Raw genomic sequence first — 11,507 nt, 5'->3', positions numbered from 1 at the left:
AGTGGATCTGGATCCCTGGCGTTTTGACCTTTTCGGCGTTAGGGATTTTTCAGCAGCGACGTCTAAGCCTGAAACTGCTAACTCGCCCACTCCGTCCGCCATTTCAGGTCGATGCCCTGGGTCAGGACCTCGGCTTCGTAACCGTGTGAGGCGGCGGCTTTCGCAGCCTTGATGGCGGCCAACACGGCATCGCCGTTGGAATGGTATGGGTATTCCTTCCCGTCGTAACGGATCTTCCAGCGGTCCCCTTCTTTGAAAACATAATACTTCGCAGCCGCCATAGGTACTCCCAGCGAAGAAGCTTGAAACCTTGCTCATGCAGCAAAGCATGACGGTAACCTCTCTACAAGCCGGCAGCCGCCCTGACCGGAGGAGAGCGTCGATGCCCGCGCCAAAAGAAATCAATTCTGGAAAGCGCGCAGCTGTCATGGACGCGGCCGAATATTCATCAATGAGGAAAGGCTCTGGGCTGCTTGCTGCGCATATCTCGAAAAAGTCGACGCCAAACGAAGTTGCACGCCCCGACCATTTCGGACTTTGCATCGTCCTCGACATTGAACGAATAATCTGGGCCGAGTACATCAAGCGCGAACATCATCGCGCGAAACACTCATACTCGCGGACCCGTGCTTGCCCGTTGCGGTCATTCACAGCCATTCAAGACATGTTTTCCCTGGTCCGAGACCTTAGCGCTTCCAACTCGTCATCAGGGAACCCTTGCTTCCGTATAGGGGGTCTTTACGAGGACGGCCAACAGTTGGGATGGTCGCGACCGCATCATCGTGCTGATCCTTGGTGGTACATTCGTCGTAAGCGCCGAACCGGGGATATGCGCCTACCACCAAAAAATCATCGGATGAAGCGAGACATTGGTGCCCGGTCCCTGCCGGGAGAATCGCCACGTCGCCGGCCTTCACCGTCAGCGTCCGCCCCTTCTTACCGCCAAACCGGACCTTGGCCGTCCCGCGCGCAACCCCTAGGACCTCGTGTATTTGCGAATGGTAGTGGACGTAGTCATAGATGCCATTTCGCCAGCTATGGTCCCAACCGTTTGTTTTGAAAATCACCTCCATGACGGCGGCCGGATCAAGCCTCTCCGGCAGCTTCACCGCACCGCGATAAATAACAAGCGGCCAGGACGGATGATTGGGCACCAGCCCGTCGTCAACAAACCGGAACTCGTTCGATTTTCGCTGCCTCACGAAGGCGGCGACTTCGTCTTTGCTCGGTGTCGCGAAACCGGTGATGGACTCGATCGCCTTTTTGGTGGTTTGCAGGATGCTCATCAATGCGGTCTCCACCGGATAGATGCAAAAGCCTTTCAGTTTAACATGCTTCAAGGTCCACCGGTTCCGCCTGCTTGGCAGGCCTGGCTCCAGTTGCCATGCAGGATAAGTGCGAAATCTGGTGGATTTCCCGACAAAAACTTTTTGCGGTCGGCATGTTCAGCTCAGACGTCGCGTGCCGCTTAACGTCCGATGACCTGGCGAATAATCTTGTCGTCGGGATCGAAGTCCCCCAAATCCTCGAACGTGACTTCGGAGCGCTGCCCAATGCACTTCAGGCAGGTTTAGAGCTCGAACCGATGTCCGATGGGTCCGGTAGGGTTCCATTGTACGTTTTTAACCAACGAGTTGCCTGCCATTCGGGGTGTTGTAGATTTCTACGGGCGGCAACCCCTCAAGAAGCCGCGGTGGCCGACGTGGGACTGTGGCAAGCTTCACCGGCATTCCTCTCCCGCGTCGGTCATTCGGGCTCGATTGCGAAGGCAACCTGCGCGGTGGTCTTGCGGTCCTGCCCGTCGTCAGGCGCGCAGGACCGCTTTTTTTCGACAACGGGTGCGCCATTGCCACGCCCGATCAATGCGTTAAGCCGCCTCTGAGGACACCGCTGAGTTGCCGTCATAATGCCGGCATGGTTACGGACGTTCATGCCGCCCGCCGGTGAATTTCAACCCATGCCTTCCAGCTGCTTCCTCGATCGAAAGCGCGCGCATCTGCGACAAAAGATCGAAGTTTAACCTAAACGGCGACCGTCATTGCTGGTTCCTTGAAGCTGGAAATCGAGCATCCAATATCTTGCGGATGGCGCCGCGAGCGAACCCGACCCATTCTGGGTGTTGGCTTTCTCGCTGCCGCGATGGCAAAATTAAGTGGAGGAACGTATGGCAGACATTTTTGAACCGCCGCTGCTGGTCGACGACACATCTTTCGGCAAGAGGTCGATCCGTGATGCGATGGACGCGATCGAGTTCCTCGAAGAGTGGCCTTTTGAAAAGCGGAGCAAGTTGCATGCATGCGCTTGCGAGGCCTGCTGCGCCGCATATGATGGCCGCTGTGAGGCCAAAGCGGCTCGGGAAGCCTTCATTGCGTGGGCACGCTGGGCGGGCATAATCGCCAGTGGAGCGGCGATGTTCGAAGGTAAGGAACGGGCAGGCGTCGTCGAATTGCTCTGAGGAAGCCTTCGCCGTCGAAAAGCAATTCCTATTTTGGCGTCGGCTGGGTATCCGGCTGCTGCACATGGCCTTTAGCGGTGATCTCTTTCGATGCCGATAGGTGAGGCTCTGCTTCAAACATGGCGCCGCGGTCTCAAGCCTGTGGACGGATCTAGCACCGTCGATGCAACGCGCTAGTGCCGGCCCAGAATTTGCAACTCAATCTTCACGGCCTGAAGGGGGGAGTTGTTCAGCGGCGTCTACATATCTCGCGATCGACTAGCCGCGTTGCGTGCGGGCACGCCTGATCCCATCCGGTGGATCGTCATAGACAATCATGGAATTCCGGACTGGGCGCGCGAGGGAGAAGTTCACACCACCGGAGCTCCGTTCAGGACTCGCCTGCCCCAAGAAGCCAGCGAGTACCGGCGATCCACGCAGGGTTGGCCGTTCAAGTCGCAAACGAGAGTCGCTACGAAGAAGGCTATCGGAAATGAAATCAGCATTGGGTGGATCGGATGGCTGCAATGCTTACCGTGCTACGCGGATTGCTGGTCATGCGGCGTCTCCACAGCATGGCACACGCCATGCAAACCGGTTGCATGATCCAAAGTGCGTGCAGCCTAAACCGAACCTGGCGGCGGTGGTGCCCACTGGACTGCTGCTGTCGTTGATCGTGGTGCTCATCCTTCTGTTCACCGGTTGGATGGGTTGGGAAATGGTTACCCGAGCGTCGCGTAGGTGTCGCTGACGACGGCTCAGGTGAGGTGCACTGATCGGCCAGCGCCACCGCGATCTCGAGACACTCAATCGTGGCGGCGCAGAGTAGCGCCGAAGAGCCTTCGCCTTGGCGAAATACCAAGTTCTTCAAAGCCGGGTATCTGTTGCGATGACATGTTGTCGATCTGAATCAGTTCCACTTGATTCGGTGTGACGGATGAACTCGCAAGCATTTGCGCCGTCGATACCAATACGTGCCAAGCAGCAAATGGCACTGGAACGAGAATGGGTGTAAGGCCGGCTGGGTGTGCAACGGTTCTGAGAAGTTCCTTATAGAAGTAGACGCCAGGACCGCCGCATTGATCGCACGCGTTTCCGACTCTGCAACGCTCCTACGGTCGCCTCTGCCACATCGTCCACATAAGCCGGTCGCAATCTTTGGCCGTGACCGAACATCGGATAGCAGTGTGCGCGAAGGCAAGCAGCTTGTTTTCGAGAAGCTTCAGAAGAATGCTGCCGACGACCGCAGCTTTTCTGAACCTGCTCAAAGCTCCAGAAAATCGTGGGCAATTGTGTTCCGCTCCTCGTCACGGAAGGCGGCCCTGAGATGCTGCAGGTTGAATGGGCTCGCGCGCAGCAGGCTCTCGAGGCCGCCAACGTGCTGGAAGATGTCAACGAGAAGCGACGGCGCTTGGCGGCGCGACAGAACCTTCCGTAGGCCACTTGGGGGTCCGCTGCTTTGAGCTTGCGCAAATATCGGCTATTCATTGGACCTTGAAGCTAAATCCGTGTTCCGCCACCAGACAGATCATGGATGTGTTGGGTCACGATGAGATCGATCACGCGGGCGGAAAGCAGTCGACGCGCACATGCCTGATTGGCCTGCCACCGGAGATCGCCTCTGCCGCGCGCGCTATTCCCTGAGCATCGATGCCATAGTGCCGATAAAGATGGGCGATAGTGCCGGTCTGCCCGAAATGCTCAACGCCAAGCGGTCGAACGCGGTGACCCGCGACAGATCCCATCCAAGCAAGTGTCACCGGATGACCGTCAACGACTGTGATCAGCGTGCAGTTCGTAGGCACCTGGTCCAAGAGTCTCTCGACATGGCTTCTTGCGTGAATAACGCCACGTTCTCGCGCAAGTAGGGCCGCGGTCCAGCCGGCGTTGAGCCGGTCGGCCGAGGTGACAGCAAGCAGCCCGACATCTCGCCTGTCCTCGCCCATCAAGCCAACTGCCTCAATGGCTTCGGGAGCAACGGCCCCGGTGTAAATCACCACGACTTCCGAGTTCGGACCAGGCTCGCGCATCCAGTAGCCGCCGTTGACGATATGCCGGGAAAGCTCCGGCCCGATCTCGCGGCTCGGCTGTTCGATCGAGCGCGTAGACAGCCTGCAATAGACAGAGCCGCCAACGGCGTCCCGTAGCCAGGTGGTCTCATCGGGCTCGGCATCTCCCGAGCGCTGAACATAGTCAAACGAGAACCGCATGATCGTCGCCAGCTCGTCGACGAAGGCGGGCTCGAAAGTGGCCAGACCATCCTGCGCCATACCGATGAGCGGCGTTGCTATCGACTGGTGGGCGCCGCCTTCCGGCGCCAGCGTCACGCCTGAGGGTGTCGCGGCCACGATGAAGCGAGCGTCCTGGTAGCAGGCGTAGTTCAACGCATCGAGCCCGCGCTCGATGAATGGGTCATAGAGCGTTCCAACCGGCAACAGACGTTCGCCGAAGACCGAGTGTGAAAGGCCGAGCGCCGAAAGCAGGATGAAGAGATTCATTTCGGCAATGCCGAGTTCGATGTGTTGTCCCTTGGGTGAGAAATCCCAGTTGAAAGTCGATGGAATTCGTTCCTTGCGAAAGAGATCGGCCATCTCGTTGCGCGCAAACAGCCCAAGGCGGTTTACCCAGGCGCCAAGATTGGTCGAGACGGTGACGTCCGGCGACGTCGTAACGATGCGCCTCGCGAATTCGTCCTCCCGCTTGCTGATCTCATGCATCAGCAAGCCGAAACCCTGCTGGGTCGACATTTGCGGTTGCAGAGGCACATTTAGGACGGCAGGCACATCGATATGGACCGATGTGTAGCGTCTTCTGCCTTTGGCATTGAAGGGGGCGTTGCGGACAAAATCAGAGATATCCGACACTTGCGAAAGACCTTCGTAAGGTTCCCACTCCCTGCCCGCCCTGACGCCGTGTGCAGCGCGCAACTCGTCAATCTGGGCCTTGGTCATCAGCCCGGCATGATTGTCCTTGTGGCCGGCCAGCGGCAAACCAAAGCCCTTGACGGTGTAGGCGATGAAGCAAACCGGTCGATCATGCGTGCGCGCGTTGGCGAAGGCCTCGACCAGTGTCGGCAAGTCGTGACCACCTAGATTGGTCATCAGCCGAGCCAACTCTTCGTCGCTGCGGCTCTCTATGAGCTTGGATACCGCACCCTGGTCGCCGATATCGTCAAGCAGGCGTTTTCGCCACGCCGCGCCGCCTTGATACGTCAGCGCGGAATAGAGCTGGTTAGGACAATGATCCAGCCATTGTTTGAGCGTCGCGCCGCCCGCCTCTGAGAAAGCCGCTTCCAGCAAGTGGCCGTATTTGACCAGGACCACGTCCCAGCCGAAGTTCCTGAACAGCGACTCGAACCGTTCCCACAGGCCTTCGCGCACGACCGCGTCGAGGCTTTGCCGGTTGTAGTCCACGATCCACCATGTGTTGCGAAGGCCATGCTTCCACCCCTCCAGAAGCGCCTCGAAAATATTGCCCTCGTCCATCTCGGCGTCGCCGATCAGGGCGACCATCTTTCCAACCGGCAGTTGCGCGCCCAATCCCTTGGCGTGAAGATAATCCTGCACAATCGACGCAAACAGCGTCTGGGCAACGCCCAGGCCAACGGAACCGGTCGAGAAGTCGACGTCGTCGGCATCCTTTGTCCGCGAGGGATAGGATTGGGCCCCTTTGTAGCCGCGAAAATTCTCCAGCTTTTCGCGGCTCTGATTGCCGAAAAGATACTGGATGGCGTGAAACACAGGACTGGCGTGCGGCTTGACCGCAACCCTGTCCTGCGGCCGAAGAACCGCGAAGTAGAGAACCGTCATAATCGTCGCCAGCGAAGCGGACGATGACTGGTGGCCGCCGACCTTCAGCCCGTCTTCGTTGGGCCGGATGTGATTGGCGTTGTGGATCATCCAGGTGGAGAGCCACAGCACCTTTTTCTCCAGCGCCGCCAGCAATTTGAGCTGTTGTGTGTCCATCTTCGCCGCCCTCATTTGACGGACCCGACCATAGACCACCACCAAAAGCGATTTTGGCCAATTTGCGCTGTAAAATGCCACACGATTGGCTATATCAGCGAACCTTGCCGGCTCTGGAGACCAAAAATGTCAAGCATGGCTCTCGATGATATTGACCGCAAGATCCTGACAGTCTTGCAATCCAACGCGCATGCGACAAGCGAGCAACTGAGCGAGGCGGTGGGATTGTCACCGTCCCCCTGTGCCCGCAGGGTCCGCAATCTGGAAGCGGCCGGTGTCATTACAAGCTATGTCGCGATCGTCGATCAGTTGAAAGTCGGATTGCCCATCAGCGTATTCGCCTCGATCAAGCTCGAGCGGCAGCGCGAAGAGGAACTCGACCGTTTCGCGAAGGCCGTCCAACGCTGGCCGGAAATCGTCGAGTGCTACCTGATGACAGGACAGCGTGACTATCTGTTGCGCATTGTCGTAAAGGACCTGCAGGCCTATGAGGCCTTTCTGAAGCGCACCCTCACCCGGCTCGAAGGGGTCGCTTCGATAGAATCGAGCTTTGCCTTGGGGCAAGTGAAGCACGCGCAACCGCTGCCTATCGAGTAGACCCTTGACGTGCGCTTTGGCGGCGTCCCTGGATCAGGGCTTCTCTTTCTTGGCTTTCGCAAAGCCGCGATCGGTCGCGATGAACCGCTCAAGCATCGGCGCGATCAGACGCAAAGGATCAGCAGAGGGTTGCCCCACCTCGCGCCCGAGAATCTCTGCATATCTCACCAGGTCGCGATGCAGCGGAGCCGGCAACTCCACCGTGATCTTGACCGGCCTGTCGTCGGTGATCGCAGCCAGTTTCAACTTGGCCATTCTTCAGCCTCCGTAAGGTTCAAGCACAAGGTCGCGGGTGACGAGGACGCGAACCGGGAATCCCGGTCTGATCGCAAGCGTTGGCGCGATGTCGAGCTGGCGCTGGACGATCTGCTGGCCGACCCGACTGACGCTGTCGGAGGCGCCGTCTCGCAGCGCGCGCGCAATTTCGCTTTCCTGGCCGGACGAGCCCGCCTGCGCGCCGACGCTCAGGAGCGTCGACAGCGTCGCTGCCTTGAACAGCTCTCCCCAATGGTAGTCGACACCATCCTCTAGACCGGCATAGCCCTGCGGATCCGTGCCGGGCTGCCGTTCCAGAACGATGGAGTGTCCATCGGGAAAAATCAGCCGGTTCCAGACAAGCAGCACGCGGCGTTGCCCGAACCCAACCCCGTTGTCGTACTGGCCTACAATGCGTGTTCCCTGTGGAATGAGCAGCGCCCGGCCGGTCGGGCTGTCATAGACATTCTCCGTTACCTGGGCGCTGATTTGGCCGGGCAGATCCGAGCGGATGCCTGTGACGAGCGCAGCCGGGATTACAGCGCCGGCCTGGAGCACATAAGGTGACGCCGGGGGCATGACGCGATCGGGAGCCACGGTCTGGCGATCCGCCGCGGTGTTGAGGAAAGCGGATTGGCGGTCCTGCGCATTCGGCTGGCCGGCCTGCCCGGCGGGCTCGCCGAGGTTTGGCATGGCAAGCGATCCAGATGTATCGGCGATCGTTGCGCTTCCTTGTCCTTCCTGGAAGAAGACATGCGACGTTCTGGCCGCCTCCTCTTCTGTCACCCGGCGCTGCTCTGCCTCGTCCACCGCGGGGGTCGCGATCATCGGTGACTGTCCCTTGTTTTGCGCATCGAGGATCGGCCTGCCGAGATCGCCAGGCAGCGGCGGCCCGAGGATCGGGCCGGAATAGTCGCGCGGCAAGCTTGCCAACCCATCGGCGGGCTGACGATTTGACGTCGAAATCAGCTCGTCGCCTTGTTTGCTCGTGTCGCCGTCCCGCAGAGCGTACACCAGCGCAACGCCAATGCTGAGCGAGGTGGCCAAGCCTATACTGGCGAGCACCTTGCGCGACAGGCGGGTCACGCGCGGCGGGTCGGCGCGAAGCCGCATCGGTTCGGCGGCAACATCGCTATCGGTCATGGCTGCTCCCCTCCGCCTGTTTTTGCGCCGGCCGTTCCAACGCGGCCGACGCTCGGCATTTGCCGCAGCCGGCCCTGTGCTCGTCCGTCGAGTCGGACAATCCTTACCGTCTGCTGCCGCTTGCCGCTGCCAAGACGCAGTTCGGCCGCGCCGAAGAGGCGGTCGACGATCAGGATGTTCTGGTAGACGCGGCTGTTGGCGATCTCGGCTTCGCCGTCCGGGCCGATGACGAAGATCGGCGGCATCTCGCCTTGCACGATTCCACGCGGAAACGCGACATAAACCTTGCGGCCATCGTCAAAGACGCTGACGGGCTTCCAGGGTGGCGCATCGCCTGTCAGGCCGTAGCGGTAATTGCGCGCGGCCATGTCGGGTATCAACGGCGTCGTCGGGATGGCTTGTCGCGAACCGGCCCGCGGCGCCGGGTAGGACCATGCGACGGCGGGCATGTAGGTCTTGGCCCCCGCGCGCAGTTCGAGCATATAGCTGCGCCGATCCGTGGCGATGACGAGATTGGTCTTGATGTCGGCCCGCGAGGGTTTCACCAGGACATGCACGCGCCGGGTAATGCCCGATCCGCTTTCGGTGTCACCGATGATCCAGCGCGCCGTATCCCCTGCCGCGATCGGACCCTCGCCTGCAAGGCTCTCGCCGGGCTCGAGAGCTATGTCGGTTATCTGACCGGGTGAGGCATAGACCTGATAGAGCGCGCCCTCGCTCCAGGGATAGATCTGGATGGCGTTGTAGTAGCCCTTCCGGCGCGGCTCTACACGCGCTACGGCATTGGCGTTCTCCACCCGCGCGGTCGGTGTGTTGCCGGCGCCACCGCCGCGCGCGGGAGCCCAGGCCGGGGGCATGAGCAGCGGCCTTGGTCGTTCTTCGCGTGCGATCTTCGGCAGAGCGGCCAAGGGCGGCACATAGGGATCGTAGCGGATGTTCGGCGGCTTTGTTGGCGTCGCGGCGCACCCTGCGAGGAATGCTGCTGCCGACACCAGCGCGGTCGACAGCAGGTATCCTCTGAGTGAAGGGACAGCGACAACACGCAATCTGAGGCTCATTGGCTCATCTCCCGCGACCAGTTGATGGCGTTGACGTAGATTCCGAGCGGATTGGCGCGAAGCCGTTCCGCGTCGCTCGGCGGCTGCATGACGATTGTCAGGATTCCGGTCCAGCGCTCCGTTCCCGAGAGCTGCCCATGGTCGTAGTGCCGCTCGATCCAGGCGACACGAAACGAATCCGGCGAGGCGCGGATGACCGACGACACCTCTACCGAAACCTGCTGCTTGCCGACCTTGGAGAACGGATCGTTGGCGCGAGCGTAGTCGTTGAGCGCGGCGGCACCCTGGTCGGTGGTCCATTCGTAGGCACGCAGCCAGTCCTGGCGCACGATGATCGCATCAGAAGGGATGGAGCGCACCTGTTCGACGAAACGGGCGAGATGCCACGCAATCTGAGGATCGGTCGGCTTGTAGCCGGCGATCGCGGGCGCGGTCGCCTGCGCCTGTCCCAGCGCATCGACCTGCACCACCCAGGGCACGACAGTGCCACGCGCCGACAGCCAGACAAGGGCGGCGGCGAGGCCGGTCGACAGGATCAGCGACCCGAAAGCCATGGCACGCCAGTTCCTTGCCTGAACGCGCGCGGAACCGATGCGCTCATCCCAGATTTGGGCTGCCTTCTGATAAGGCGTTTCCGGTCGAGGGATCTTGCCGTAGTGAACGGCTGGGCGCCGAAAGACATTCATTGGTTATTCGCCTTCAGAAAGAGAAATTGAAGCGCCGCCGCCGTGGCTGTCGCCGCCCCGCACGGCATGGGCGGCAGTCTGGGCGCCGTGTGACAGACGCTGGGATCGCTGCAGGCGTTTGGCCCATTCGGGCTGGGTGCCGGATGGATTGCCGACCCAGGAAGAAGGAACCGTAGGCGGCGAAGCGGCATTGCCAACCGTACCCATGGTTGAAGATCCACCAGTGATCCCGGCCGCCGAACTGGCGCCGGCGGTGAAGCTCGCCTTGAATGACTGGCCGGCGCGTGCCGCGGCGCGCTTGAGTGGTGAAACGGCAGCGGAGGCGCCGGCGCTTGCGATGCCGCCCGCGCCGGAGGCGAGGCCGGCGGCGCCGGCCTGGCCGGCCGCCGCGAGCATGAAAGCCGCCGAGCCGCCACCGGCGAGCGCGGGCGCGCCGCGCGCTGCCGACGCCGCTCCCGACAACGCTGACGCCCCGCCCCGCGCCGCCAGACCGGCTGCGCCGAACCCGGCAAGCGTCATGCCACCCGCTGCAAGACCGGTGGCGACGGCCGCGCCGGCGCCGAGCTGCGGTCCGCCTGAGACAATGCCGTTCGCGATCCCGGGGCCGAATATGCCGAGGCCAAGCAACGACAGCGCCGCCAGAACAATCGCCATGGCTTGATCGATGGTCGGGCTCTCGCCGCCAAAGCCTTGGGTAAATTCCCCAAACAGCGTCGAGCCGATACCGATGACGACGGCCAGCACCAGCACCTTGATACCGGACGAGATGACGTTGCCAAGCACCCGCTCGGCCATGAAGGCCGTCTTGCCGAAGAGACCAAACGGGATGAGGACGAAGCCAGCCAGCGTCGACAGCTTGAATTCGATCAGCGTGACGAAAAGCTGCACGGACAGGATGAAGAAGGCGAGCAGCACCAGCGCCCAGGCGAAGAGCAGGCAGGCGATCTGGATGAAATTCTCGAAGAAGGAGACATAGCCCATCAGGCCCGAGATGGCTTCGAGCAACGGCCGCCCGGCATCGAGGCCGGTTTGCGCCACCTTGCCGGGCCGCAGCAGGTCCTCGACCGTGAAGGAGGTGCCGCTGGCTTTCAGGCCAAGACCTGAGAAACTTTCAAAAACGATGCGCGCCAGGCTGTTCCAGTTGGAAATCAGATAGGCGAAGACACCGACGAAAAGCGTCTTCTTGATGAGCCGGGCCAGAATGTCGTCATCGGCGCCCCAGCTCCAGAAAAGCGCGGCAAGCGTCACGTCGATGACGATGAGCGTGGTAGCGACGAAGGCGACTTCGCCGCCGAGCAGGCCGAAGCCGCTGTCGATATAGCGCGTGAACGTAGCGAGGAACTGGTCAATGACGCCGGTGTTGCCCATG

General features: G+C 60.9%; 11 protein-coding genes and 2 pseudogenes. 4 read left to right on the top strand and 9 right to left on the bottom strand.

The genetic code is table 11. From position 1 onward, the window contains the following. Window positions 1-77: 77 nt before the first annotated feature. Window positions 78-281, bottom strand: coding sequence for a hypothetical protein (locus FJV80_RS28190; RefSeq protein ID WP_095789532.1), 204 nt, complete (start codon window positions 279-281; stop codon window positions 78-80). A gap of 405 nt (window positions 282-686) precedes the next feature. Then, complete coding sequence (locus FJV80_RS28185) at window positions 687-1,286, bottom strand: cupin domain-containing protein (RefSeq protein WP_095774544.1); 600 nt, start codon at window positions 1,284-1,286, stop codon at window positions 687-689. Between the two features lie 878 nt (window positions 1,287-2,164). On the opposite strand from FJV80_RS28185, the gene FJV80_RS28175 reads away from it, so the two are divergent. Together FJV80_RS28175 and FJV80_RS28170 are read left to right on the top strand one after the other, a co-directional pair. Further along, window positions 2,165-2,455: a DUF982 domain-containing protein gene (locus FJV80_RS28175; protein WP_095774545.1), complete on the top strand. Its 291-nt coding sequence runs from the start codon at window positions 2,165-2,167 to the stop codon at window positions 2,453-2,455. 197 nt (window positions 2,456-2,652) lie between these two features. Further along, window positions 2,653-2,833 (top strand): annotated as a pseudogene (locus FJV80_RS28170) (LysR family transcriptional regulator); the annotation flags it as partial. Here FJV80_RS28170 and FJV80_RS35755 read toward each other — a convergent pair. Beyond that, window positions 2,806-2,940: a hypothetical protein gene (locus FJV80_RS35755; RefSeq protein ID WP_348643999.1), complete on the bottom strand. Its 135-nt coding sequence runs from the start codon at window positions 2,938-2,940 to the stop codon at window positions 2,806-2,808. The pseudogene FJV80_RS28170 and the gene FJV80_RS35755 overlap by 28 nt on opposite strands. Before the next feature lie 134 nt (window positions 2,941-3,074). Between FJV80_RS35755 and FJV80_RS35750 the strand changes: the two are divergent. After that, window positions 3,075-3,210, top strand: a pseudogene (locus FJV80_RS35750) (DUF2231 domain-containing protein); the annotation flags it as partial. 783 nt (window positions 3,211-3,993) lie between these two features. Here FJV80_RS35750 and FJV80_RS28155 read toward each other — a convergent pair. Then, window positions 3,994-6,399, bottom strand: coding sequence for a transketolase (locus FJV80_RS28155; RefSeq protein ID WP_142878013.1), 2,406 nt, complete (start codon window positions 6,397-6,399; stop codon window positions 3,994-3,996). A gap of 126 nt (window positions 6,400-6,525) precedes the next feature. On the opposite strand from FJV80_RS28155, the gene FJV80_RS28150 reads away from it, so the two are divergent. Next, window positions 6,526-6,996, top strand: coding sequence for an Lrp/AsnC family transcriptional regulator (locus FJV80_RS28150; RefSeq protein ID WP_095774546.1), 471 nt, complete (start codon window positions 6,526-6,528; stop codon window positions 6,994-6,996). A gap of 33 nt (window positions 6,997-7,029) precedes the next feature. On the opposite strand, the gene FJV80_RS28145 is transcribed toward FJV80_RS28150, so the two are convergent. Genes FJV80_RS28145 through trbL form a run of 5 tightly spaced genes read right to left on the bottom strand, consistent with a single transcriptional unit; the run spans window position 7,030 to window position 11,506 of the window. Beyond that, window positions 7,030-7,251: a DUF2274 domain-containing protein gene (locus tag FJV80_RS28145; RefSeq protein WP_095774547.1), complete on the bottom strand. Its 222-nt coding sequence runs from the start codon at window positions 7,249-7,251 to the stop codon at window positions 7,030-7,032. A gap of 3 nt (window positions 7,252-7,254) precedes the next feature. After that, the gene (locus FJV80_RS28140) at window positions 7,255-8,394 is read right to left on the bottom strand and encodes a TrbI/VirB10 family protein (protein ID WP_142878003.1); all 1,140 of its coding nucleotides are present in this window, start codon (window positions 8,392-8,394) and stop codon (window positions 7,255-7,257) included. After that, window positions 8,391-9,452 carry a P-type conjugative transfer protein TrbG gene (trbG, locus tag FJV80_RS28135; protein ID WP_142878002.1) on the bottom strand — a complete coding sequence of 354 codons (1,062 nt, stop codon included), beginning with the start codon at window positions 9,450-9,452 and terminating at the stop codon, window positions 8,391-8,393. Before trbG ends, FJV80_RS28140 begins: the two co-directional genes overlap by 4 nt. Then, on the bottom strand, window positions 9,449-10,138 hold the full coding sequence (trbF, locus tag FJV80_RS28130; protein ID WP_095789529.1) for a conjugal transfer protein TrbF: 690 nt from the start codon (window positions 10,136-10,138) through the stop codon (window positions 9,449-9,451). Before trbF ends, trbG begins: the two co-directional genes overlap by 4 nt. A 3-nt stretch (window positions 10,139-10,141) precedes the next feature. After that, the gene (gene trbL / locus FJV80_RS28125) at window positions 10,142-11,506 is read right to left on the bottom strand and encodes a P-type conjugative transfer protein TrbL (protein WP_142878001.1); all 1,365 of its coding nucleotides are present in this window, start codon (window positions 11,504-11,506) and stop codon (window positions 10,142-10,144) included. Window position 11,507 lies beyond the last annotated feature (1 nt).

The sequence above is a fragment of the Mesorhizobium sp. WSM4310 genome, assembly GCF_007003935.1.
GTDB lineage: Bacteria > Pseudomonadota > Alphaproteobacteria > Rhizobiales > Rhizobiaceae > Mesorhizobium.
The sequence above is the reverse complement of the archived record's forward strand: the minus strand, read 5'-3'. Positions and strand labels throughout refer to the sequence as shown.

What these genes read in the sequence shown, in the direction of transcription:
- FJV80_RS28190 (WP_095789532.1), bottom strand. Translation starts at nt 281, where the DNA reads ATGGCGGCTGCGAAGTATTATGTTTTCAAAGAAGGGGACCGCTGGAAG.
- FJV80_RS28185 (WP_095774544.1), bottom strand. Translation starts at nt 1,286, where the DNA reads ATGAGCATCCTGCAAACCACCAAAAAGGCGATCGAGTCCATCACCGGT.
- FJV80_RS28175 (WP_095774545.1), top strand. Translation starts at nt 2,165, where the DNA reads ATGGCAGACATTTTTGAACCGCCGCTGCTGGTCGACGACACATCTTTC.
- FJV80_RS35755 (WP_348643999.1), bottom strand. Translation starts at nt 2,940, where the DNA reads ATGCTGATTTCATTTCCGATAGCCTTCTTCGTAGCGACTCTCGTTTGC.
- FJV80_RS28155 (WP_142878013.1), bottom strand. Translation starts at nt 6,399, where the DNA reads ATGGACACACAACAGCTCAAATTGCTGGCGGCGCTGGAGAAAAAGGTG.
- FJV80_RS28150 (WP_095774546.1), top strand. Translation starts at nt 6,526, where the DNA reads ATGTCAAGCATGGCTCTCGATGATATTGACCGCAAGATCCTGACAGTC.
- FJV80_RS28145 (WP_095774547.1), bottom strand. Translation starts at nt 7,251, where the DNA reads ATGGCCAAGTTGAAACTGGCTGCGATCACCGACGACAGGCCGGTCAAG.
- FJV80_RS28140 (WP_142878003.1), bottom strand. Translation starts at nt 8,394, where the DNA reads ATGACCGATAGCGATGTTGCCGCCGAACCGATGCGGCTTCGCGCCGAC.
- trbG (WP_142878002.1), bottom strand. Translation starts at nt 9,452, where the DNA reads ATGAGCCTCAGATTGCGTGTTGTCGCTGTCCCTTCACTCAGAGGATAC.
- trbF (WP_095789529.1), bottom strand. Translation starts at nt 10,138, where the DNA reads ATGAATGTCTTTCGGCGCCCAGCCGTTCACTACGGCAAGATCCCTCGA.
- trbL (WP_142878001.1), bottom strand. Translation starts at nt 11,506, where the DNA reads ATGGGCAACACCGGCGTCATTGACCAGTTCCTCGCTACGTTCACGCGC.